This is a genomic window from Staphylococcus equorum (genome assembly GCF_029531845.1).
GTDB classification, from domain to species: Bacteria; Bacillota; Bacilli; order Staphylococcales; family Staphylococcaceae; genus Staphylococcus; species Staphylococcus equorum_C.
This window is the reverse complement of the sequence record NZ_JAMBPV010000001.1, coordinates 257,448-282,721: the sequence shown is the minus strand read 5'-3', so window position 1 is coordinate 282,721 and position 25,274 is coordinate 257,448. Positions and strand designations below refer to the sequence as shown.

The 25,274-nt window shown below is 34.3% G+C and carries 20 protein-coding genes; 10 read left to right on the top strand and 10 right to left on the bottom strand.

What is annotated here, in order from left to right:
• Nucleotides 1-3 precede the first annotated feature (3 nt).
• Nucleotides 4-1,449 (bottom strand): MFS transporter, encoded by a 1,446-nt coding sequence (locus M4L39_RS01265; protein WP_277580365.1) that lies wholly within the window; start codon nucleotides 1,447-1,449, stop codon nucleotides 4-6.
• 494 nt (nucleotides 1,450-1,943) lie between these two features.
• Nucleotides 1,944-3,305 (bottom strand): gluconate:H+ symporter, encoded by a 1,362-nt coding sequence (locus M4L39_RS01260; RefSeq protein ID WP_277580364.1) that lies wholly within the window; start codon nucleotides 3,303-3,305, stop codon nucleotides 1,944-1,946.
• A gap of 346 nt (nucleotides 3,306-3,651) precedes the next feature.
• On the opposite strand from M4L39_RS01260, the gene M4L39_RS01255 reads away from it, so the two are divergent.
• The 4 genes from M4L39_RS01255 (at nucleotide 3,652) to M4L39_RS01240 (ending at nucleotide 6,991) form a co-directional block, all read left to right on the top strand.
• Nucleotides 3,652-4,473, top strand: coding sequence for a sugar phosphate isomerase/epimerase family protein (locus M4L39_RS01255; RefSeq protein ID WP_277580363.1), 822 nt, complete (start codon nucleotides 3,652-3,654; stop codon nucleotides 4,471-4,473).
• Between the two features lie 102 nt (nucleotides 4,474-4,575).
• The gene (locus M4L39_RS01250) at nucleotides 4,576-5,469 is read left to right on the top strand and encodes a 2-hydroxy-3-oxopropionate reductase (protein WP_346816758.1); all 894 of its coding nucleotides are present in this window, start codon (nucleotides 4,576-4,578) and stop codon (nucleotides 5,467-5,469) included.
• 265 nt (nucleotides 5,470-5,734) lie between these two features.
• The gene (locus tag M4L39_RS01245; protein ID WP_277580362.1) at nucleotides 5,735-6,205 is read left to right on the top strand and encodes a DUF2243 domain-containing protein; all 471 of its coding nucleotides are present in this window, start codon (nucleotides 5,735-5,737) and stop codon (nucleotides 6,203-6,205) included.
• Between the two features lie 6 nt (nucleotides 6,206-6,211).
• Nucleotides 6,212-6,991: a cytochrome c oxidase assembly protein gene (locus M4L39_RS01240; protein WP_277580361.1), complete on the top strand. Its 780-nt coding sequence runs from the start codon at nucleotides 6,212-6,214 to the stop codon at nucleotides 6,989-6,991.
• A 90-nt stretch (nucleotides 6,992-7,081) separates the two neighbouring features.
• Here the strand turns inward: M4L39_RS01240 and M4L39_RS01235 are convergent, their stop codons facing one another.
• From M4L39_RS01235 to rpmH, 8 genes are all read right to left on the bottom strand, one after another.
• Nucleotides 7,082-7,642 carry a helix-turn-helix transcriptional regulator gene (locus tag M4L39_RS01235; RefSeq protein ID WP_277580360.1) on the bottom strand — a complete coding sequence of 187 codons (561 nt, stop codon included), beginning with the start codon at nucleotides 7,640-7,642 and terminating at the stop codon, nucleotides 7,082-7,084.
• 230 nt (nucleotides 7,643-7,872) lie between these two features.
• Entirely contained in the window at nucleotides 7,873-9,327 is a 1,455-nt protein-coding gene (locus M4L39_RS01230) for a carbon starvation CstA family protein (RefSeq protein WP_277580359.1), read from the bottom strand.
• 202 nt (nucleotides 9,328-9,529) lie between these two features.
• Complete coding sequence (locus M4L39_RS01225; RefSeq protein WP_277580358.1) at nucleotides 9,530-10,369, bottom strand: ParB/RepB/Spo0J family partition protein; 840 nt, start codon at nucleotides 10,367-10,369, stop codon at nucleotides 9,530-9,532.
• Between the two features lie 41 nt (nucleotides 10,370-10,410).
• Nucleotides 10,411-11,130, bottom strand: coding sequence for a 16S rRNA (guanine(527)-N(7))-methyltransferase RsmG (gene rsmG / locus M4L39_RS01220; protein WP_277580357.1), 720 nt, complete (start codon nucleotides 11,128-11,130; stop codon nucleotides 10,411-10,413).
• A 1-nt stretch (nucleotide 11,131) separates the two neighbouring features.
• Nucleotides 11,132-13,009, bottom strand: a complete 1,878-nt coding sequence (gene mnmG, locus M4L39_RS01215; protein ID WP_277580356.1) for a tRNA uridine-5-carboxymethylaminomethyl(34) synthesis enzyme MnmG — start codon at nucleotides 13,007-13,009, stop codon at nucleotides 11,132-11,134.
• A 16-nt stretch (nucleotides 13,010-13,025) separates the two neighbouring features.
• Nucleotides 13,026-14,405 (bottom strand): tRNA uridine-5-carboxymethylaminomethyl(34) synthesis GTPase MnmE, encoded by a 1,380-nt coding sequence (gene mnmE / locus M4L39_RS01210; protein WP_277580554.1) that lies wholly within the window; start codon nucleotides 14,403-14,405, stop codon nucleotides 13,026-13,028.
• 162 nt (nucleotides 14,406-14,567) lie between these two features.
• Nucleotides 14,568-14,912 (bottom strand): ribonuclease P protein component, encoded by a 345-nt coding sequence (gene rnpA, locus M4L39_RS01205; RefSeq protein ID WP_277580355.1) that lies wholly within the window; start codon nucleotides 14,910-14,912, stop codon nucleotides 14,568-14,570.
• A 160-nt stretch (nucleotides 14,913-15,072) separates the two neighbouring features.
• The gene (rpmH, locus tag M4L39_RS01200; protein ID WP_000240855.1) at nucleotides 15,073-15,210 is read right to left on the bottom strand and encodes a 50S ribosomal protein L34; all 138 of its coding nucleotides are present in this window, start codon (nucleotides 15,208-15,210) and stop codon (nucleotides 15,073-15,075) included.
• Nucleotides 15,211-15,945: 735 nt separating this feature from the next.
• Here rpmH and dnaA point away from each other — a divergent pair.
• The 6 genes from dnaA (at nucleotide 15,946) to gyrA (ending at nucleotide 25,243) form a co-directional block, all read left to right on the top strand.
• Complete coding sequence (gene dnaA, locus M4L39_RS01195) at nucleotides 15,946-17,313, top strand: chromosomal replication initiator protein DnaA (protein ID WP_277580354.1); 1,368 nt, start codon at nucleotides 15,946-15,948, stop codon at nucleotides 17,311-17,313.
• Nucleotides 17,314-17,560: 247 nt separating this feature from the next.
• On the top strand, nucleotides 17,561-18,691 hold the full coding sequence (gene dnaN / locus M4L39_RS01190; protein ID WP_277580353.1) for a DNA polymerase III subunit beta: 1,131 nt from the start codon (nucleotides 17,561-17,563) through the stop codon (nucleotides 18,689-18,691).
• A 521-nt stretch (nucleotides 18,692-19,212) separates the two neighbouring features.
• Nucleotides 19,213-19,446 carry a S4 domain-containing protein YaaA gene (yaaA, locus tag M4L39_RS01185; protein WP_277580352.1) on the top strand — a complete coding sequence of 78 codons (234 nt, stop codon included), beginning with the start codon at nucleotides 19,213-19,215 and terminating at the stop codon, nucleotides 19,444-19,446.
• Nucleotides 19,443-20,558, top strand: a complete 1,116-nt coding sequence (gene recF, locus M4L39_RS01180; RefSeq protein ID WP_277580351.1) for a DNA replication/repair protein RecF — start codon at nucleotides 19,443-19,445, stop codon at nucleotides 20,556-20,558. Before yaaA ends, recF begins: the two co-directional genes overlap by 4 nt.
• A 12-nt stretch (nucleotides 20,559-20,570) precedes the next feature.
• The gene (gene gyrB / locus M4L39_RS01175) at nucleotides 20,571-22,502 is read left to right on the top strand and encodes a DNA topoisomerase (ATP-hydrolyzing) subunit B (RefSeq protein ID WP_277580553.1); all 1,932 of its coding nucleotides are present in this window, start codon (nucleotides 20,571-20,573) and stop codon (nucleotides 22,500-22,502) included.
• A 35-nt stretch (nucleotides 22,503-22,537) separates the two neighbouring features.
• Nucleotides 22,538-25,243 carry a DNA gyrase subunit A gene (gene gyrA / locus M4L39_RS01170; protein ID WP_277580350.1) on the top strand — a complete coding sequence of 902 codons (2,706 nt, stop codon included), beginning with the start codon at nucleotides 22,538-22,540 and terminating at the stop codon, nucleotides 25,241-25,243.
• Nucleotides 25,244-25,274 lie beyond the last annotated feature (31 nt).

The following is a 25,274-nucleotide window of genomic DNA, read 5'->3' as shown; positions in this document are numbered from 1 at the left end:
CGCTTATTTATATATTTGTTTATTTCTCAGTTCGCCCACTTCATTATTTCTTATTTGTTTCTTAACTTTTCCTATGAATTTTTCATAATTTAAAAAGAATGTAAAAATTAAAATTAATGTGACCATAGCTAATGGGAAGTATATTTGCATCGCTTTTATCGCAAAAATTGTTTTTTCTGACTGCATTGCTGTCCCTGCAACATATCCACCGATAGACAATGACCACCCCACAATAGCTGATTGTAGTCCTGATCCAATCTTCATCCCAGCACTAGCTAAACTAAACACGGATCCTTGTACTGGAACACCTGTTTTCCAATATATAATATCGCCAATATCTGCAACGATACCGCTTAATGCAGCGGTAAATGGAACTAATCCAACACCATGAATAGCTAGTCCTATAACTAGCATAGTTAAATTCTCTGAAAATACAGCCATTACAACATATGAAATGATTGAGATGATTATACCAATAATGATACTCTGCTTAATCCCAACTTTCTCAGCAAATTTAGCTGCAAATAGTAAGCCCAAAATTGTAGGAACCAAAGTAGCAATACTTAAAATTGCCATAATGTTTGGATCATTAAATATATAAGTAGCGTAATAAATTCTCATACTATTATCTGTTTGACGTAAGTACCAAAGTAAATAAAGAATAATCGCAATAATAAAGTATTTTTCTGTGATTAACACTTTAAGAATTAAGGTAAACGGTATACGTTTATTTGTTTCCTTGTTAGCCTTGTCATTTGTATTTTTACTTGTTTCTTTATATTGCTTAGTTGCAACGTTTCTTTCTTTTACAAAATAACCTGTAATCATTAATGGTATAGCACATAATGCAGCATAAATTATTGCTGTATATGTCCAACCTTGCTGATTACCTCCAAATCCAGAAACTAAAAACGTCGTGAATGTTGTGATACATAATACACTAAGATTAGAGAAAATAAAGCGAATACTACCTAATGAAATACGATCAGTTTCATTCTTTGTCATGAACGACACAAGTGAAGAATACGCAACGTTATTAGCAGTGTAAAAAACGACTGATATCAAGGAGTATACTACGAATATATAAGTTATTTTTCCAGTATCTCCAAGTGATTGTGGCACGTTAAATAATAAAAAGGTTAAAATACCTAATATAGGAGCAGTCCAAAATACCCATGGCTTTGCCTTACCCATTTTTGTATTTGTATTGTCAATAATACTTCCCATAAATAAATCCGAAAACCCATCTGCAAATCGACAAATTAGAATGATAGTACCAATAACAGCACCAGCAATACCCACTACATCAGTCATATAAATTGTTATAAAAGATGCAATAAAGGTCCAACTATAATTTGCTCCAAAATCCCCAATACCAAAAGTAATTTTCTCTGACATACCTAATCGTTCATTCTTATCACTTTGTTTAGAATCATAACTATCGGACATAATCCCCACCCCATTAATTTTTAATGTATGCCTGCTCATAGATGATTAACAAAACAACTATTCATAAATTAGAATGTCCAAACCAGTAATATGTATAGTTATTTTTACACGTTAACTTTTAGCGATTCCCCCTTATTTTGGTTGGTTTGTTAATTTAACTAACCAAATTAATGTAAATATACCACCTCGCAACTTTTTTGTAAACGCTTTCTCTTTTCTGGATATATTTCTTTTTTTTATTAATTATATTTTATGTGTAATATTAAATATTATGTTCGCTTGAGATTATCACTATTTGCTCTTTTTTATTTTTTTAAAAAATGCTGACAAGGCTTTGTGTCTTACTTCTGTAGAATTTCGTCACCAACATAACTTATAACTAAATTTATTAAATTGTGTTAATCTTTTTATGATAGACTGCTCATTTATATCTTTACTTTGATATTTTATAATGTATAAAACTTTATAAAGGTATGCGTAAGTATAAATTTAAATTAAATAATAGCATTCACAATTAATATGAATCCTAGGCCTAATACAGATAGCAATGATTCTAGCAATGACCATGTTAAAAACGTTTCTTTCATACTTAAATCAAAATACTCTTTAAACATCCAAAATCCTGCATCATTGACGTGTGAACAAAAGACACTTCCAGCACCAATAGCTAGAACAATAAGTGAAATATTTACGTCACTAGATTCTATCAATGGTAATACAATACCTACTGATGATAGTGCAGAAACGGTTGAAGATCCTAGCGCTAAACGTAAGATAGCTGTTGCTAACCATGCTAAAATAATAGGAGACATTTCAGTTCCTTGGAATAGTTTAGATATTGTGTCTCCTACGCCCCCTTCAATAAGCACTTGTTTGAACACTCCTCCACCACCGATGATAAGAAGCAACATAGCTATAGGCGTAATCGCATTTGAAACAGTTGTCATAATCTGATTCATAGACTGCTTTCTTTTAATCCCCATAGTATAAATCGCAAAAATAACTGCTATAAGCATAGCCGTGGTTGAGGAACCAATAAAATAAATGAAACCTTCGAGTCCATTAGCCTTACCATCTTCATGACCAGTTATCAATTGCACTGCTGTTGCAAACAACATTAAGATTACAGGGCTTAATGCAGTTAATAAACTTAACCCAAAACTGGGCATATTATTTTCTTCAAAGGTTCTAATTTCTCCAATACTAGCTCTTTTTCCCATTTTTGAAAATGCAGTTGGCGCAATTTTATATGCTAATTTTGTATAAAATGATCCAACAATAATTGTTAGCGGAATGCCTATAATCATTCCGTACATTAGTACATGGCCTACATTTGCATGAAGTGCCTGTGATACAGCTACTGGTCCTGGGTGAGGTGGCAAAAACCCATGTGTTATAGCTATTGAAATCGTCATCGGTAATCCGACCGTAAGATTAGAAATATTCATTCTTTTTGCTAATGTGAAAACAAGTGGTATTAGCAATACAAAAGCTACCTCTAAAAACAATGAAATACCTATGATAAATGATGCAATCAACATTGCCCATGTCACGTATTTTTCACCAAATGCATTTATCAATTCATCAGCAATTCTTGTCGCACCACCACCATCTGACAATAATTTACCTAAAATAGACCCTAAACCAAATATAATAGCAATACTTCCAAGAGTATCTCCCATGCCTTTCTCTACTGTTTCTACAATGCTATCTATTGGAATACCTAAAATAATCCCCGTTATCATAGATGTAATTATTAATGCGATAAAAGTGTTTAATTTTAATCCAATGATTAATATAAGTAAAATACTTACTCCTATAACTACACCAATTAGTGGCCATATTTCTCCAAACATTTTAATCGCCCTCTTCCTAAGTAATTGTTCTAATATTATTTTTAAAAATTTAATTACCTTGATAGTAAAATTTTTCGATAAATGAAATCGCTTACAAATATAAGTGCCATCTTATTATAGTTTGTTTTTATTTTCAAATCATTTCTTTTTATTTTTTTATTTTTCGTTTGTTTTCAATTATTTATTGACAAACGAAAATTTGGTGTTAGGGTTGAAATATATTGATAGCGTTTTCATTTTAATTTTTAAAAACCTAAAATGACTTCATTAATTTATAATTACTTAATATAAATATGTTCTGTCATTAATTTAAATTTAACTATTTTACTTATTAGGAGGAAAAATTATGTCAATTAATTTCGGATGCCAAGGTTCAACTTGGGTGCTAGATTATGATGTAGAAGCAGATAAAATGGATCAGGTTATGAATGATGTCGAGGACGCCGGACTTGTGGGTATCGATGTACAAATATCTTTACTAGGAAAATATAGAAATGAACCAGAAAAATTAAAAAAAGAACTAGACCGTAGAAAATTAAAATTGGCAGCACTAACAATACCTCATGCTTTTGAGGGTGGGTTTGCTTCTGACAAGGAAAAGTCTCTTGAAAATCATTTTTTTGAATACCTTAAACATTTCCCTGGTGCTATTATGAATGTGCCATCAAGAAGTGGTAAAAATCGTAATAATTTACTACAAAGACAAAAAGAAATAATTAAAGGTGCAAATGAACTTGGAAAACGCGCATACGAAGAACACGGTATAACAACTTCAATGCATCCGATTTCTTATGAAACATCCTACTGGAAGTATAAAGAAGATTATGAAGTTCTTTTTAACGGTTTAAATCCTAAATATATGGGATATACACCTGATGCTGGCCACATTGCAATGGGTGGCATGAATGCACCTGAAATAATAAAAGAAGCATTACCTTTGATAAAACATGTTCACTTTAAAGATGTTTCAAAGGATTTGATATGGAAGAACATGGGTGAAGGAAATATAGATTTAACAAAATGCACAAATATTTTAAAAAATAATGACTATGAAGGTTGGATTATTTTAGAAGATGAGATTGGTGAAGCTCACATGGATACCAGCCAAGTCGTTAAAAATCTTGGAAACTATGCGAAACTAAATCTACAGCCAATTATAAGTAACTAATAGTTACAGAATAAGATTTTAGTATTTTGAAATGATGAATAAATGATTAAAAATTTTTAATCACGTATTTTACTAAACTTAATAAGATTAGGAGCGATTCATATGAAAGTAGGTTTTATTGGGTTAGGCATAATGGGGAAACCCATGGCACTCCATTTAATTCAAAAGGGTTTTGAAACTTACCTTTTTGATATTAATACCAGTGCAGTTAATGAATTAAACGCGCTTGGCGGTCATGCATGTGACTCACTTAAGGAAATTTCCAATAATAGTGAAATCATTATTACGATGTTACCTAAATCACAACACGTGACACAAGTATTATTTGGCGAAGAAGGTCTAGCTGAGCATAGTACACAAGGCACTATTATTATTGATATGAGTTCTGTATCTACAGAAGATTCCAAAATATGTGCCAAAAAATTAAAAGAATTTGGAATTGCGTTCTTAGATGCACCAGTAAGCGGTGGAGAACCTATGGCACTAGAAGGAAAACTTTCAATCATGGTTGGAGGAGAAGAAAGTGATTTTAAAAAGACACTCTCTTTATTCCAAGCAATGGGAGAAAACATCGTTCACTTTGGAGAAAATGGCAATGGCTCTGCAGCTAAATTGGCCAATCAAATAATAGTAAGCGCCAATCTTGCAGCTCTTTCAGAAGCTTGCGTTTACGCGAGTAAATCAGGCATCGACCTAAATAAACTTTTTGAAGCACTTAATGGCGGACTAGCTGGTAGCGCAATAATGGATGCTAAAATGCCTTCTATAATTAGTGGAAATTACGAACCTGGAGGAAAAATAGAAACAAACTTCAAAGATTTAGGGAATATACAACAATCCGCTAATGCTATAGGCGTTCCTCTACCTGTCACAAACTTAGTTAAAGAAATATTCAGTTCAGAGATTGCTAATGGGAATGGAAAAAAAGATCATTCATTTATTATTAATTTTTTTGAAAAAATGGCGAATCATAAGATCCCTGTAAATAATGTTTAAAGAAACGATACAGTTCCTGTCATAAATTTGATATGAAAAAATCTAAAGATAGTTGTAATAAGAAAGAATAACCATTTCATTTTATAAAAAAAGTTCTCTTTAATTTTAAAAAGAGAGCTTTTTTAAGTTTATGAATACTAAAAAACTTATTCAGTCCTATTTCTCTAAATACTCTGAACTCCAAACACTTACAAGTTTATCTATTTCTTAAAGAGGGGAAATAATTACAAATGATTCTATATTACATAGAAAGGACTGGCCAATCTTGAAAAACAAACGTATCTTACACTCTAAACGTAACTTAGGTTCAGGGTTTCTTTTCGGATTAGGTTTAGTAGCCTTTTTTGATGAAGTCGTCTTCCACCAACTTCTAGCGTGGCATCACTTTTACGACAAATCTACCGTTGCCGCTGGTTTATTCTCAGATGGGCTGTTTCATGCGTTTAGTTGGTTTGCTACAATTGCCGCAATGTTTTTAGTAGCTGACCTTCGTAGAAGAAATGCATTTTGGATGAAACGTTGGATCAGTGGCATGTTACTAGGCGTTGGTTTTTTCCAACTATATGATGGTCTTGTACAGCACAAGCTACTTGGCCTACATCAAATCCGGTACGATGTTTATATTCTTCCATATGACATCGTTTGGAACTTAACTGCAGTTATCATTCTTATTATTGGGACAATACTCTTTATGCAAACACAAAAAAATAAACACGTTATAGAAGGAGGAACCTAAATCTATATGCATCATCACATCCAAATTGGAGGTACAGCATTTGAACCTACTGTGATTATATTGCTTATGACAGCATCCCTTCTCTATGTTTTGGCCGCAATAATAACCAGCCGAAAGTATAAACCATGGCCTATATATCGCTATTTCTTTTGGGGATTAGGCCTTTTTTGTGTAGCCATCTCTTTGGTAGGGCCTTTAGCAGCGTTTGCCCATACTAATTTTGTTGGTCATATGTTCGGACATCTGTTATTAGGCATGTTAGCTCCGCTTCTTCTTGTACTCGCTACACCGATGACTTTATTATTGAGATCATTGAATGTAAAAAATGCCAGAAACATTACCGGTGTTCTAAAAAGTCGTCCAATACAATTTATTAGTAATCCTGTTACCGCTTCTATCCTAAATATTGGCGGACTTTATGTACTCTACACTACGGATTTATATCTTCTCATGCACCAATCGTTATTTTTCTATATTTTAATACACTTACATGTATTTTTAGCAGGTTATCTATTTACTATATCGATTATTTATACCGATATTACTCCGCATCGCTATAGCCATCTCTATCGCTCGGTTGTATTGATTTTAGCTTTAGCCGGACACAAAGTACTATCCAAATATATTTATGCAACGCCTCCAAGCGGCGTCCCAAGAATAGAAGCTGAAATAGGCAGCATGTGGATGTATTATGGTGGAGACATTGTTGATTTAGCCCTAATTATCATACTTTGTTATCAATGGTATAAAGCTACTGCTCCACGAATTATTAAACACACAAACTGATGGATTATATTAAAAAAGTGACTGAAATATAAAATGGATTCCATAAAAAAGCATCTCTCAAACTTTGAAAGATACTTTTAACTCCATTTTCTATTTTAAAAAATACATACTCAATAACGTAACGATAAGAAAAACGCCTACGAATAAAACGAAACTATATATAAATGTCAGGGCATTTCTTAGTTTTGTAGTATTAACCTCATTAGGGTCTTCACCATTCATAAAAGCTACAATTCGATTGTAAGTTTGAATATTATTAGACTTCTTAATTAAATCCACTCTAATTGAAGCATACATCGCAATAACAAATAGTACAACCTCAATGACTATGCCAACTGTTCCCCAATAATAAATTGCTGGACCAAATAAAATCGCTGCTAGTAACATTGGCCACACCATTAAATGCGACCAAAAGTTAAAGTTTGTTTGCTTTAATTTCTGTTCCATAATCTCCACGTCTCCTTTGACTAAATCATCTAAAGAAACATCGAACAATGAACTGAGCATAAGTAAATTATGAACATCTGGATAACTTTTATCATTCTCCCAATTAGAAATTGTTTGTCGTGAAACATATAATTTTTCTGCTAAATTCTCTTGAGATAGGTGATCACGTTGTCTAAAATACTTAATTTGAGAACCTAAATTCATTTGTCGTGCTCCTTTGACTAGAGATTAATATGGAAATCATTATAAGACTACCAAAGTTCTTTGACATATGCATCTTTTCAATTGTCAAAATGCTTTTACGCCTTATAATATCAACGTTTGTTAGACTACCTTTAGACAGCACAAAAAAGGGCAAGATAGAAATCAAAAATTGAATTTGATTTCTGTCCCGCCCCCAATTAAACATCAGTTAGCTACTGCTAATATAACAATTAAGTCGTTTGTTGCTGATATTGAATTTGATGATCTAATTCAAACCCCTCACCTGCAGTGATTTTCTTATATTGATAACCAAAGTACAGAACCCATAGTATCGTCAGGCCAAATGCTAACACATAGCTTAAAGTAAGATCTAATCCTAAACCAATTGGCTGACTGAGAATATAAGTAAATATATTCCATGTCATGAACACGGCAGGTATTGCTGCAACCCAAAAATTCTTCTTAGCCATGAGTAAGTACATAGCCCCGACCCACAAAGCGATAGTCGCGGTAGTTTGGTTAGCCCAAGAGAAATAACGCCAAAGTACTGTGAAGTCGACTTGGGTCAAACCGAAACTAATTACAAATAATGGTGCTGCTATGATAATTCTTTTTACAATACTGCGCTGTCCATAATTTAAGTAATCCGCAATAATCATTCTTGCACTACGGAAAGATGTGTCGCCGCTTGTAATTGGTAAGATAATTACACCTAACACTGCGATTGTCCCGAAGACAGAACCTAATAATAGATGAGAAGCTTCACTTACTACTAATGCTGCTTCGCCACGCGCTAATACATCGCTAAGGCCATTGTAACCATTAAATAGACTCATGCCAGCCGCTGCCCAAATCATAGCGATAATCCCTTCAGCAATCATCATCCCGTAAAAGATAAAACGACCATTATTTTCTTTTTTCGTTGTTCTAGAAATAATTGGCGTTTGTGTCGCATGGAAACCAGATAAAGCTCCACAAGTAATCGTGAAGAATAATAATGGGAAAATAGATGCCCCATCAGGATGCATATTTTTTAAATTAATCTCTGGAATTGGTGCGCCTGTTTGAATAAGACGGAAACCTATACCAACTGCACTGATTAATAATAATGCACCAAATATTGGATAAATACGGCCAATAATCTTATCAATAGGTAAAATAGTAGAAAGAACATAATAAACAAAGATAACAAAAATAATGATTCCTAATGCAATACGTCCGTCTAATAAATTATGTAATAATAATGCCGGACTTGTAACAAATACTGTCCCTGTTAAAAGTAATAATAAAATAGAAAAAATATTAACAAAGTGTTTCATCACTTTTCCTAAAAACTTACCAGCAAGTTCAGGCAAATGGGCCCCTTTATTTCTAATTGAAATCATCCCAGTTAAATAATCATGAACCGCCCCTGCAAAAATACACCCTACGACAATCCAAATAAATGCTACAGGTCCATAAAGTGCCCCCATAATTGGTCCGAAAATAGGACCAACACCTGCAATATTTAATAATTGAATCAGTGAATTAGATGATGTCTTCATTGGTAAGTAATCAACATCGTCCCTTTGATGAAATGCTGGTGTCGGACGTTCCACTTTCGTTCCAAACATCTTATCGATATATTTACCATAAGTGAAATAACCTACAACTAATAAAATAATAGACACGATAAACGTAATCATATTATCATCCCCCCTTTAGATAATGTGTAAGCGTTTTCTTAATTTAATCACAGTTTTCGATTTATCACAATATTACAATGGAATTTTTATATTAACTTAATAAAATTCAAACATAAAAAAGACTGTTAGATTTCCAATTAGGATTCTAACAGTCAATTATTTAATCGAGGATCTATTTCCAAGATTTTTTATTTTGGTTATATTAACGTTTGTATAATTTAATCTTTATTTCATAATAGTCGTCGTGATCTTTAGCTTGATGTTCGTATTTAATGCCGCTTTTTTCAATGCTTTCAAGACTTTTACCGACAGCATCACGTGCGTCAGTTAAGTCTTTTTCAAATCCAAACGTTTGAGCCGTCACCTTTTCAGGGCCAACTTTTTGTTTCACTCGAGCTTCTGTTTGTTTTACGTTTAGCTTTTGGCTAATAACAGTTTCAACCAATATTTCTTGATCTTCTTCTGACAAACTTAACATTGCGCGAGCGTGACGTTCAGTAATCTTACCTTCACGTAAACGTTCGATGACTTTAGGTGTTAATTTTAATAAACGCAATTTATTAGCTATGAAACTTTGGCTTTTACCAACACTTTTAGCTAATTCACTCTGCGTGGTATCACCGATTTCCAATAACTTTTTATATGCTTCCGCTTCTTCAACGACGGATAGGTTTTCACGTTGAATATTTTCAATAAGTGCAACCACAGCAGTCTCTTCATCATCTAAATATCTAATAATGACTTCTGCGTGTGTTTTACCAAGTGATTGAAACGCTCTAAATCTACGTTCACCAGCAATAATTTCAAACATATCTTCTTCTATTGGACGTACGACGATAGGCTGTAACAAACCATGTTCTTCTATTGATTCTGCGAGTTCTTTTATCTTATTTGGCTCAAATACTTGTCTTGGTTGATAACGGTTTGGCACAATACGTTCGATATGAATAGATTCAACGCTATTATTATGATCTTCTTCAATATAACCAACAATGTCATCTTTGTTCTTTAAACCAAATAATTTAGAAAAAGGTTTCTTCATTTTCCATGCGCTCCCTCTAAATTAATTGTATTGATTTGCATTTACTTGTTAAGCAATGGAGACTTATTCGGTGTTCCTGGTTTCCTAGGATACTTCTTAGGTGTCTGACTTCTCTTGTCTATAATAATCATTTGTCTCTCGCCTGCTTCTTCTGGCAATTCATATGAAATCGTTTCTCGAACTTTACCACCAAAAATACCTAAACCGAAACGTGCTTCTTCTAATTCTTCTTCACCTTTAGACGATTTTAAAGCGATGAATTGACCACCCTTTTTAACTAAAGGTAGACACAATTCACTTAATACTGAAAGTCTAGCAACAGCACGTGCAGTTACGATATCATAAGACTCCCTGTAGACTCCTTTGCCAAATGTTTCAGCACGATCGTGCACGAAATTTACATTTTCAAGATTTAGAGCCTCAGCTAATTGATTTAAAAAGTTTATACGTTTATTTAACGAATCTACAATTGTAACTTTTAAATTCGGAAAAATAATTTTTAAAGGAATGCTTGGGAAACCAGCGCCAGCACCTATATCACAAATTGTTAATTCTTTAGTCAAATCCGTATAAAAACTTGGCGCAATTGAATCATAAAAATGTTTCAAATACACTTCATGTTCTTCAGTGATACTTGTTAAATTTATTTTTTCATTCCATTCAACAAGCATTTGGTAATACGTTTGAAATTGTCGTTGTTGTTGTTCTGAAAGTTCTATTCCTTGTGTACTGAGTTGCTTAGTTAACCATTCTACACTCATCTTAATTTTTCACCCTTTGGATTTTTCCTTGTTCAAGAAAAACAAGTAAAATTGAGATATCAGCTGGATTCACCCCAGAAATACGAGAAGCTTGCGCAATGTTTAATGGCTTAACTTCTGCTAATTTTTCACGCGCTTCCGTCGCTAAACTATCTACTTTACTATAATCTAAGTCTTCCGGAATTTTTTTCTCTTCCATACGTTTTACTTTTTCAACTTGTTGTAATGACTTGTTGATGTAGCCTTCATATTTTGTTTGAATTTCTACTTGTTCTTCAACATCTGATGGAAGTACATGTGGTTCATCTAGAATTTCAAGAATTAAATCATAAGTCATTTCAGGACGGCGTAATAGTTCTAATGCTAAAATACCATCTTTCAAGCGAGAACCACCTTGTGCTTCGATAATTTCTTGAACGCGATCATGTGGTTTCACTCGGATGCTACCTAAACGGTCTTGTTCTGATTTTATCATGTCGCGTTTTGCATTAAAACGTGCATAACGCTCTTCAGAAATCATTCCTAATTCATGACCTAAATCCGTTAGACGTAAATCAGCGTTATCATGTCTTATTAATAGACGGTACTCTGCACGAGATGTTAATAAACGGTAAGGTTCATTTGTACCTTTCGTAACAAGATCATCAATTAATACACCGATATATGCATCAGAACGGCTTAAGACAACTTCATCTTTACCTTGTACTCTAGCTGCTGCATTAATACCAGCCATAATACCTTGTCCAGCTGCTTCTTCATAACCTGATGTACCGTTGATTTGACCAGCAGTATATAAGTTTTTGATTTTTTTAGTTTCAAGCGTTGGCCATAATTGTGTAGGTACGAGCGCATCGTATTCAATTGCATATCCTGCACGCATCATGTCAGCTTTTTCTAGACCGGGGATTGTCTCTACCATTTGTCTTTGTACATGTTCTGGAAGACTTGTAGATAATCCTTGAACGTAAACTTCATTCGTATTACGTCCTTCTGGTTCTAAGAATAATTGGTGACGTGGTTTATCGTTGAAACGCACAAATTTATCTTCAATTGATGGACAATATCTTGGACCAGTTCCTTTAATCATTCCTGAATACATTGCTGATAGATGTAAATTATCATCAATCACTTGGTGTGTATCAGCATTTGTATATGTTAACCAACACGGTAATTGATCTAAGATATATTCAGTAGTTTCAAAACTAAACGCTCTACCTACATCATCACCTGGTTGAATTTCAGTTTTAGAATAATCAATTGTTTTCGCATTTACACGAGGTGGTGTACCCGTCTTAAATCTAACAACTTCAAAGCCAAGATTTCTTAAATTATCAGCTAATGAAATAGATGGTAATTGATGGTTAGGGCCACTTGAATATTTCATGTTTCCTAAGATGATTTCACCGCGTAAAAATGTACCTGTTGTAATAATAACTGCCTCTGCCCAGTATTCTGTTCCAATGTTAGTATGTACGCCTTTAATTACATCATCTTCAATCATTAAGTCATCTACCATGCCTTGCATAATATCAAGGTTGTCTTCATCTTCAATTACTTTTTTCATTTCTTGTTGATACAATACTTTATCTGCTTGTGCACGTAATGCTCTCACTGCGGGGCCTTTACCCGTATTCAACATACGCATTTGAATGTGGGTCTTATCAATCGTTTTAGCCATTTGTCCACCTAAGGCATCTATTTCACGCACTACGATTCCTTTTGCCGGTCCACCAACTGATGGATTACATGGCATAAAAGCGATATTATCTAAGTTAATTGTTAACATAAGCGTTTTTGCACCACTTCGAGCTGAAGCAAGTCCCGCTTCAATACCAGCATGCCCGGCTCCTATTACTATTACATCATATTTTTGAGCCATACTATTTTCCTCCTTATTATTTCCCTAAACAGAACTGACTAAATAATTGATCTATCAATTCGTCACTTGCAGATTCTCCGATGATTTCACCTAATATTTCCCAAGTTCTCGTCAAGTCAATTTGAATCATATCCATTGGTATATCTGCTTCTGCAGCATCTATTGCGTCTTGAATTGTATTTCTAGCCTCTTTTAACAACGAAATATGCCTTGAATTAGATACATACGTCATATCTTGATTTTGAACATCGCCACCAAAGAATAAATCTCTAATTTGTATTTCTAATTGATCTATTCCTTCTTGCTTCAACATAGAAGTTTGAATTAAGGGCATATCTCCTACCATTTCTTTAACTTCATCTATATCTAATTGTTTGTCTAAATCCATTTTATTTACAATAACAATTGCATCTTCATTTTTGATTACTTCATAAAGTTTACGATCTTCTTCAGAGAGCGCTTCGTTATAATTTAATACAAATAAGATTAAGTCTGCCTCACCTAATGCTTTTCGAGAACGTTCAACACCTATACGTTCTACAATATCCTCGGTTTCACGAATACCTGCTGTGTCTACTAACCTTAATGGTACGCCTCGAACGTTAACGTATTCTTCTAATGTATCTCGTGTTGTTCCTGGCACTTCTGTAACGATTGCTTTATTATCTTGGATTAGATTATTCAGCATTGAAGATTTACCAACATTAGGCCTACCAACGATGACTGTAGATAAGCCTTCCCTCATAATCTTACCTTGCGTACCAGTTTCTAATAATTTATTAATCTCTGCTTTAATTTCATTTGATTTGCCTAGTAAAAATTCTGTAGTAGCGTCTTCTACATCATCATATTCTGGGTAATCTATATTAACTTCGACTTGTGCAAGGATTTCGAGAATGGATTGTCGCTGTCGCTTAATCATATCACTCAAACGGCCTTCTATTTGATTCATTGCAACTTTTGATGCACGATCGGTTTTAGAACGAATAAAATCCATCACTGCTTCCGCTTGGGATAAATCAATACGTCCATTTAAGAATGCACGTTTAGTAAATTCCCCTGGTTCAGCCATACGTGCTCCATTACTCATCGTTAATTCAAGCACTCTATTAATTGTTAAAATACCACCGTGACAGTTGATTTCAACAATATCTTCACGCGTAAAAGTCTTCGGTGCACGTAGCACAGAAACCATTACTTCCTCTATAACTTCTTCTGATTCCGGGTCAATAATATGACCATAGTTAATTGTATGAGATGTTACATCTGCAAGTTCTTGTTTTCCTTTAAATAACTTGTCAGCAACATTGACTGCATCAGCACCAGATAAACGTACGATACCTATCGCACCTTCGCCCATCGGCGTGGATATACTCGTTATTGTATCTAAATCCATCATCCATCTCGCCTCCTTTATTGTCTAAATTTTATCATTATAATATTGTAAAGAGTTTCCTATCAAAAAGCGAACATCTTGATTGAAAAAATACACGGTTAGTCTTAGGGTTGTGTGAGGTTAGACTAACGGTAGTCTAAATATTTACTTCCCCTCCCCTACTTAGATGCGCTTATTAAAAGCCTTTGCTATTTTCAGCACATGTTCAAGGCTTGCTTGAATTTGTAGCGTATCCATATCTTTAGCTGGCTTCCTCGCTATTACCACAATGTCTAATGGTAGCATATCTTCTTTATGTACTTTGAAGTTTTCACGAATAGCTCTTTTAATACGGTTTCTGACCACGGCATTACCTATTTTTTTAGAAACGCTTATACCTAAGCGAAAATGCTCTAAATTTTTGTTGGGTTTTGTGTATACTACAAATTGTCTGTTAGCGACTGATTTCCCTTTTTTATAAATAAATTGAAAATCACCATTTTTTTTAATTCGATACGCTTTTTCCACCAACCATCACTCACTTATCTCTTCATTAGATGTATTATGTTTTAAATATATGTTTAATCTATATCATTAATTTTCTTAAATTGCTAACGAAAATTAACGTAATTTCCTGCCATTTTCCTTCATTAAAACCAAAAAAAAGACCACTGATGAGTCAGTGATCTTATGCTGATAGTACTTTACGGCCTTTACGACGACGACGCGCCAAAACTTTACGACCATTTTTTGTGCTCATGCGTTTTCTGAAACCATGAACTTTACTATGTTTACGTTTATTTGGTTGATAAGTACGTTTTACCATGCAAAAACACCTCCATCTTTATTCGGTTATCTAACTATTATAATAGATAAATTAATATACGCTTCTGCTCTTAAGTCTTGATTTAACTGTTATTAATTTCTAGTCATAATTCAAGCAACTTCTACAATATAACAAAATATATTTTATAAAGCAAGCATCAATTTGAGTCTTTCCAATTTATAGGCAAATAAAAATTACTTCCAAATTTAATTGCATATAAGGAAGTATTGAATTATAAATTTCCTATCTTCCCCTATTATAGTAGAAACATTGCTATCTAAAAAATAATCCGTATTATTCTTCATTTTTCGTTATACATTTTCCATACAATTTTTATAAATTATTTCCCAAGCTCACAAATGCTTATATTTTTGCTATACTGTTTATTCCTCAAAGTTATCCACTTATGCACAGTTGCGTTTTCTGTTTTTGTGGATAATACATATGTTATTAACAAGTTCATCTACGTTTTAACAACATATTCACAGCCATTTGACATTGGTCATTGTTAAAAAGTATAATTGTGTGGATAAGTCATGTAAATATTGATAGATACAGGGTTTAATTTATTGAATTATATACTAAACAGCTGTGTATAAATCATAGCCAATAAATAGTTATCCACTGATTGTGTGTAACTTGTGGATAATTATCAACACGCTGTGATTAGTTTTATTTATGCCTGTTGTTTTTGTGTATAACTTTTAAAATTTATGAAAGTTGGAGTTTATTCATATGTCAGAAAAAGAAATTTGGGAAAAAGTCCTAACCTTGGCTCAAGAGAAAGTAAGTTATCCTAGCTATCAAACTTTCCTTAAAGATACTAAGCTTTACTCATTGCAAAATGATGAAGCCATTGTTGTTATCGATGATCCATTTGTTGCCAATTGGTTAAAAACGCATTATGTTGAAATTATTCAAACTGCATTATATGAGGCAATCGGTCATGAAATTATGCCAGTTTTCTATTCTGAAGATCAGTTAGAAAGTTTAAAATCAGGTGAAAATCAACAGGCTAGCCAAGAGCTTCCACAAAAGAAAAAGTATACACCGGGTGTAGATGAAGCTGTCATCGGCGGCGAACAATTCAACACACACAATACTTTTGATACTTTCGTGATCGGGCCTGGCAATAGATTTCCTCATGCAGCAAGTCTCGCTGTTGCCGAAGCACCTGCTCAAGCCTATAACCCGCTCTTTATTTATGGTGGCGTTGGTTTAGGAAAAACGCATCTAATGCATGCAATTGGTCATTATGTATTAGAAAACAACCCTGATGCTAAAGTTATTTACACGTCTAGTGAGAAATTCACTAATGAATTTATTAAATCTATTCGTGATAATAAAACTGAGCGTTTTAGAGAAAAATACCGTAATATTGATGTTTTATTAATAGATGATATTCAATTCATCCAAAATAAAGAGCAAACACAAGAAGAATTCTTCCATACTTTTAATGAGTTACATCAAGCAAACAAACAAATTGTTATTTCGAGTGATAGACCACCGAAAGAAATTGCTAAATTAGAAGATCGTTTACGTTCTCGCTTTGAATGGGGGTTAATCGTTGATATTACACCTCCTGATTACGAGACAAGAATGGCTATTTTGCAGAAAAAAATTGGAGAAGAAAATTTAAATATTCCAACTGAAGCATTAACTTATATTGCTAATCAAATCCAGTCCAATATTCGTGAACTTGAAGGTGCACTCACTCGTGTATTAGCATTTTCTAAACTTCAAGGCCAACCAATTACGACTGAATTAACTGCTGCAGCGTTAAAAGATATTATTCAAGCACCAAAATCGAAAAAAATTACGATTCAGGATATTCAAAAGATAGTTGGACAATATTACAGCGTGAGAATTGAAGATTTTAGTGCTAAAAAACGTACAAAATCGATTGCCTATCCGCGCCAAATTGCAATGTACTTATCACGTGAGCTAACTGATTTCTCATTACCTAAAATTGGTGAAGAGTTTGGTGGCCGTGATCATACGACTGTTATCCATGCGCATGAAAAAATAGCAAAAGAAGTAAGTAGTGATCCAACTTTTAAACAAGAACTGGAAAATTTAGAAAAAGAAATTAGAAATCAATAAAAAAACTGTACTATAACAGATTAATTGTGGGAAAATTGAGGAATAACTTATTAGCGCTGAATTTTGGTGATTGTGGATAATGTGTAAAAGTCATACACACTGTGCACAAGTTATCCACAGTCGTTAAATGATGTCATATCTGAATTAGCTTGGGTTATCCCCTAATCCACAAGCCCTACTACTATTACTACTGTTTTAAAACCTATATAATTTATATATAAACGACTGGAAGGAGTTTGAAAATTAGATGGAATTCACAATAAGAAGAGATTATTTTATTGCTCAATTAAATGACACATTAAAAGCCATCTCACCAAGAACTACATTACCTATATTAACTGGTATAAAAATTGAAGTTAAAAACAACGAAGTGATACTTACTGGTTCTGACTCAGAAATATCTATCGAAATCACTATACCTAAACAAGTTGATGGTGAAGACATTATAGAAGTTGCAGAAACTGGATCAGTTGTACTCCCTGGTCGTTTCTTCGTAGATATTATTAAAAAGTTACCTGGTAAAGAAGTAAAACTTTCTACAAATGAACAATTTCAAACGTTAATTACTTCAGGTCATTCTGAATTTAACTTAAGTGGTTTAGATCCAGATCAATATCCATTACTACCACAAGTTTCTCGTGATGATGCGATTCAATTATCTGTAAAAGTACTTAAAAACGTGATAGCACAAACGAATTTTGCAGTGTCCACCTCAGAAACACGCCCGGTACTGACTGGTGTCAACTGGCTTATACAAGATAATGAATTAATATGCACAGCTACTGATTCGCACCGCTTGGCCGTAAGAAAAGTGGCATTAGAAGACGAGTCTGAAAATAAAAATGTCATCATTCCAGGTAAGGCATTATCTGAGTTAAATAAAATAATGACAGATAGTGAAGAAGAGATTGATATCTTCTTTGCATCAAATCAAGTGCTATTCAAAGTTGGTAATGTGAACTTTATTTCACGCTTATTAGAAGGGCATTATCCTGATACATCTCGTTTATTCCCAGAGAATTACGAAATTAAATTGGGCATTAATAACGGTGAATTCTATCATGCAATCGATCGTGCATCACTATTAGCACGTGAAGGTGGTAATAACGTTATTAAATTAAGTACTGGTAATGAATTAGTAGAGTTATCTTCAACATCTCCTGAAATTGGTACCGTAAATGAAGACGTTAAAGCTAGTAACGTTGATGGTGGCAACTTGAAGATTTCATTCAACTCAAAATATATGATGGATGCATTGAAAGCAATCGATAATGACGAAGTAGAAATAGAATTCTTTGGCACAATGAAACCATTTATTTTAAAACCAAAAGACGATGATTCGGTAACACAATTAATTTTACCAATCAGAACATATTAGAATTTAATAATTTATCCCTAGACAATCTATTTTGTCTGGGGTTTTTCTTTTATTTTTTAATTCAAAAGTAATCGTTAGTCTATATGCGTGTATATAAATAAAGCAGGAGCATTTTTAAGACAAGCGCAAATTTCAGAACTATTTTAAGCGTTATATTTCATTTTTAAAGGCACTGAGCGATTAAATATAAGCATTTATTGTTAATTGTTAGGGTATTTTCATGGAATTTTAAAACACGTCTAAAACACGCTTTAAATGCCATTTAAAATCTTACACATCAAAAATGCGTATCTGATTTCGTATCAAATTTGAAATTTACTAACAGAGAATCAAAAAGATGGAATAAAATCACTTAAAATTTGATATAATATTACGTGTAAAACAATCGCTATAAAGGGCTTTGTAGATAATTATTAAAAATAAGTAAAAATTAGTTGGAAGAATGCGCTTCCACACTGTATTTTGCATGAAATTTTTCGTGAAAAAAGGTATAATATATTAGTGAGCTTAAAAGAAACGGAGTGATTGATTTGGTTGAAGAGGTAATCGTTGATGGAGACATTACTTTAGGGCAATTTCTAAAGACAGAAGGTATTATCGAATCTGGTGGACAAGCAAAATGGTTCTTACAAGATTTTGATGTCTTGATAAATGATGAACGTGAAACACGTCGTGGTAAAAAGTTAAACCATCAAGATAGCATTGTCATACCAGAAGTCGGTTCATTTGTTATTTTACAACAAGGTGAAGAATGAGATTAAAGACACTCCAGATAGAAAATTATCGTAACTATGATTCAGTTACCCTTAATTGTCATCCAGAGGTCAATATATTGATTGGTGAGAATGCACAAGGGAAGACAAACCTTCTTGAATCCATTTATACATTAGCGTTGGCTAAAAGTCATAGAACGTCCAACGATAAGGAACTTATACGTTTCGGTATGGACTATGCTAAAATAGAAGGTGAACTTAGTTATAGATACGGTGAAATGCCTTTAACGATGTTTATAACCAAAAAGGGTAAGCAAGTTAAAATTAATCACTTGGAACAAAGTAGACTGACTCAATACATTGGTCACTTGAACGTCGTATTGTTTGCGCCTGAAGATTTAAATATTGTCAAAGGGTCACCACAAATTAGACGCAGATTTATAGATATGGAGCTTGGGCAAATTTCTGCAGTATACTTAAATGATTTGTCCCAGTACCAGCGGATTTTAAAACAAAAGAATAATTATTTGAAGCAGCTGCAATATGGTCAAAAGACAGACAGCACAATGCTAGATGTCTTAAATCAACAATTTGCAGAATATGCACTCAAAATTACGCTCAGACGTGAACATTTTATTAAAGAACTTGAATCACTAGCTAAGCCTATCCATTCTGGGATAACGGACGAACGTGAGACGTTGTCATTAAAATATTTGCCTAGTATAAGACTCGACGATGAAGAGAAAAGTGAGACAGAACGCTTAGAAGAAGTCTTAACTTTACTCAATGACAATATGGAACGTGAGAAAGATAGAGGCGTTTGTTTATACGGTCCTCACAGAGATGATTTAGGTTTCAATGTAAATGGTATGGATGCTCAGACGTATGGCTCTCAAGGCCAACAACGGACTACAGCTTTATCGATAAAACTCGCAGAAATCGAGTTAATGAATATCGAAGTAGGAGAGTACCCTATCTTATTGCTAGATGATGTATTAAGTGAATTAGATGATTCACGTCAGTCTCATTTATTAAGCACAATTCAACATAAAGTGCAGACTTTTGTCACTACAACATCAGTCGACGGTATAGAGCATGAAATTATGAAGAACGCTAAACTTTATCGCGTTAACCAAGGCGAAATTATAAAGTAATAGAAAGTGAAGGTGGAAGCATTGTCAGATGTGAACAACACGGAAGATTATGGTGCTGGTCAGATTCAAGTATTAGAAGGTCTAGAAGCGGTTCGTAAACGACCAGGTATGTATATAGGGTCAACTTCAGCAAGAGGTTTGCATCATCTTGTATGGGAAATCGTCGATAATAGTATCGATGAGGCACTTGCTGGATATGCCGACGAAGTTGAAATTGTTATAGAAAAAGATAATTGGATAAAAGTTACTGATAACGGACGAGGAATTCCAGTAGGGATTCAAGAAAAAATGGGACGTCCTGCTGTAGAAGTTATTTTGACAGTGCTTCATGCTGGCGGTAAATTCGGCGGCGGCGGATATAAAGTATCTGGTGGCTTACATGGTGTAGGTTCATCCGTAGTTAACGCGTTGTCTGAAGATCTTGAAGTGTACGTTTACAAAGATAACGAAATTTACCATCAGGCCTATAAAAAAGGGGTACCGCAATTCGATTTGAAAGTTATTGGAGAAACTGATACTGCCACTGGTACGGTAATTCGTTTTAAAGCGGATTCTGAAATATTCACTGAAACTACAGAATATCACTATGAAACATTACAACAACGTACAAGAGAGCTTGCTTTCTTGAATAAAGGTATTTCAATTACGTTAAGAGATGAACGTGAAGAGGAAGTTAGAGAAGATTCTTATCGCTATGAAGGCGGCATTAAATCTTACGTAGAAATGTTGAATGAAACGAAAGAACCACTTCATGATGAACCTATTTATGTGCATGAATCAAAAGATGATATTGAAGTTGAAATTGCATTACAGTATAACAAAGGTTATGCAACGAACTTATTAACATATGCGAATAATATCCACACATACGAAGGTGGTACACATGAAGAAGGGTTCAAACGTGCACTTTCTCGTGTGCTAAACAGCTATGGTATAAACAGTAAAATAATCAAAGAAGATAAAGAACGACTTTCAGGTGAGGATACACGTGAGGGTTTAACAGCGGTCGTTTCTATCAAACACAGCGACCCGCAATTTGAGGGACAAACTAAGACGAAACTTGGTAACACAGAAGTGCGTCAAGTTGTTGATAAATTATTCGCTGAACTATTTGAAAGATTCTTATACGAAAATCCACAAGTCGGACGTATTGTCGTTGAGAAAAGTATTATGGCATCTCATGCACGTCTTGCAGCTAAAAAAGCACGTGAAGTTACACGCCGTAAATCTGCTTTAGAAATCTCAAGTCTGCCTGGTAAACTTGCAGACTGTTCTAGTAAAGATCCATCTCGAAGTGAAATATTTATCGTCGAGGGTGACTCTGCCGGAGGGTCTACAAAATCAGGCCGTGATTCAGAGACACAAGCGATTTTACCGTTACGTGGTAAGATTTTAAACGTTGAGAAAGCACGATTAGATAGAATACTAAACAACAATGAAATTCGTTCAATGATTACTGCATTTGGTACAGGAATTGGCGGAGAATTTGATTTGAGTAAAGCACGTTATCACAAGATTGTCCTTATGACAGATGCCGATGTCGATGGCGCGCACATTAGAACATTGTTATTAACATTCTTCTATCGCTTTATGAGACCGTTATTAGAAGCGGGATACGTATATATTGCGCAACCGCCACTTTTCAAATTGACGCAAGGTAAACAGAAATATTATGTGTTTAACGAACGTGAATTAGATAAACTTAAAGAAGAGCTAGACCCAAGTCCAAAATGGTCGATTTCACGTTACAAAGGTCTCGGTGAAATGAATGCGGATCAATTGTGGGAAACTACAATGAATCCTGAACACAGAACGTTACTGCAAGTATCACTAGATGATGCTATAGAAGCTGACCAAGTGTTTGAAATGTTGATGGGCGATGTTGTTGAGAATCGTAGACAGTTTATTGAAGATAACGCAGTCTATGCGAACTTAGATTTCTAATACAATGAACTGAATTTTTGAAGGAGGATATCTTGATGGCTGAACTACCTGAATCAAGAATTAATGAACGAAATATAACCAATGAAATGCGCGAATCGTTCTTAGATTATGCGATGAGCGTTATTGTCTCACGTGCTTTGCCAGACGTTAGAGATGGATTAAAACCAGTACATCGACGTATATTATACGGATTACATGAACAAGGTATGACACCTGACAAATCATATAAAAAGTCTGCACGTATTGTTGGGGACGTAATGGGTAAATATCACCCGCATGGTGACTCATCGATTTATGAAGCAATGGTAAGAATGGCACAGGACTTCAGCTATCGATATCCTTTAATTGATGGTCAAGGTAACTTTGGTTCAATGGATGGCGATGGCGCTGCTGCGATGCGTTATACAGAAGCACGTATGTCTAAGATCACGCTTGAAATGTTGAGAGACCTTAACAAAAATACAATTGATTTCATAGATAACTATGATGGTAATGAAAGAGAGCCGTCAGTCTTACCATCAAGGTTCCCGAACTTATTAGTTAACGGTGCTTCGGGTATCGCTGTTGGTATGGCTACTAATATTCCACCGCATAACTTAACAGAAGTTATTAACGGCGTATTAAGTTTAAGTTATAACCCTGACATCACTATTTCTGAATTAATGGAAGATGTGCAAGGGCCTGATTTCCCTACAGGTGCTTTAATTCTAGGTAAAAGTGGCATCCGTCGTGCATTTGAAACTGGACGTGGTTCAGTTATAATGCGTTCTCGTGCTGAAATAGAAGAGCGCGGTGGCGGACGTCAACGTATCGTAGTGACTGAAGTACCTTATCAAGTCAATAAATCGCGTATGATTGAAAAAATCGCTGAATTAGCTCGCGATAAAAAAATAGAAGGTATTACAGATTTACGTGATGAAACAAGTTTACGTACAGGTGTACGTGTCGTAATTGATGTTCGTAAAGACGCAAACGCAAGTGTTGTTTTAAATAACTTGTATAAACAAACACCATTACAAACATCATTTGGTGTAAACATGATTGCATTGGTAAATGGTAGACCAAGACTTATCACACTTAAAGAAGCATTGGTTGAATACTTAGATCACCAAAAAATAGTTGTAAGAAGACGTACTGAATACAACTTGAAAAAAGCATTAGACCGTGCACATATTTTAGAAGGTTTAAGAATTGCACTAGATCATATTGATGAAATCATTAGAGTGATACGTGAATCAGATAACGACAAAATTGCGATGACAAGCTTACAAGAGCAATTTAAGTTAACTGAACGTCAAGCTCAAGCGATTTTAGATATGCGTTTAAGACGTTTAACTGGTTTAGAACGCGATAAGATTGAATCAGAATACAATGATTTAATTGCTTATATTGAAGAGTTAAAAGCAATTCTTGCTGATGAAGAAAAACTTTTACAAATCGTGCGTGATGAACTGATTGATGTGCGTGACCGTTTTGGAGATGAACGTAAGACTGAAATTCAGCTTGGCGGCTTAGATAACATTGAAGATGAAGACTTAATTCCTGAAGAACAAATTGTTATTACATTAAGTCATAATAACTATATTAAACGCTTACCTGTTTCAACATATAGATCACAACATCGTGGTGGTCGTGGTGTACAAGGTATGAACACACTTGAAGAAGACTTCGTTAGTCAACTTGTAACGTTGAGCACACATGATCACGTTTTATTCTTTACGAATAAAGGCCGTGTCTACAAACTTAAAGGTTACGAAGTTCCAGAACTCTCACGTCAGTCTAAAGGTATTCCAGTAGTCAATGCCATAGAGCTAGATAGTGATGAATCAATCAGTACAATGATTGCCGTTAAAGATTTAGAAAGTGAAGAAAATTACCTTGTATTTGCCACGCTAAAAGGTAGAGTTAAGCGTTCTGCGTTAAGCAACTTCTCACATATAAATAGAAACGGTAAGATTGCTATCAACTTTAAAGAGGATGATGAACTGATTGCAGTACGTCTCACAGATGGTGAAACTGACATTCTTATTGGTACTGCACATGCATCATTAATTCGTTTCCATGAAACTGCATTACGTCCACTTGGTCGTACGGCAGCAGGTGTGAAAGGTATAACGCTTAGAGAAGGCGATAAAGTTGTCGGCTTAGATGTTACTAAAGCGGAACAAGATGATGAAATCCTAGTAGTTACTGAAAATGGTTACGGTAAACGTACACCTGTAGGGGATTACAGATTATCAAACCGTGGCGGTAAAGGTATTAAGACTGCTACGATTACTGAGCGTAATGGTAACATTGTTTGTATAACATCAGTCACAGGAGAAGAAGACTTGATGGTTGTAACAAATTCTGGTGTTATTATTCGTATCGATGTAGATGATATTTCACAAAATGGACGTGCAGCCCAAGGTGTGAGATTAATCAAATTAGATGATAATCATTTTGTATCTACTGTAGCTATAGTAGACGAAGAAGAGGAAGAAGAAGTTGAAGCAACTGAAGAATCTGAAACAAATGAATTAGGTTTAACAAATGCTCAAACAACGGATTCTGAAACACAAGACACGTCATCCAATAATGAAGCAGTTGTAGAAGATAACACACCAGGCAATGGTATCCATACAGAAGTTGAAGATGACAACTCTGAAGAAGATGACCGTAAAGAAGTAAGAGAAGACTTTATGAATCGTGTTAACGAAGATATCGACAATGCGGATAGCGACGACAATGAAGAAGAATAATCTTTGATTAAAGAGATATATAAAAAGACCT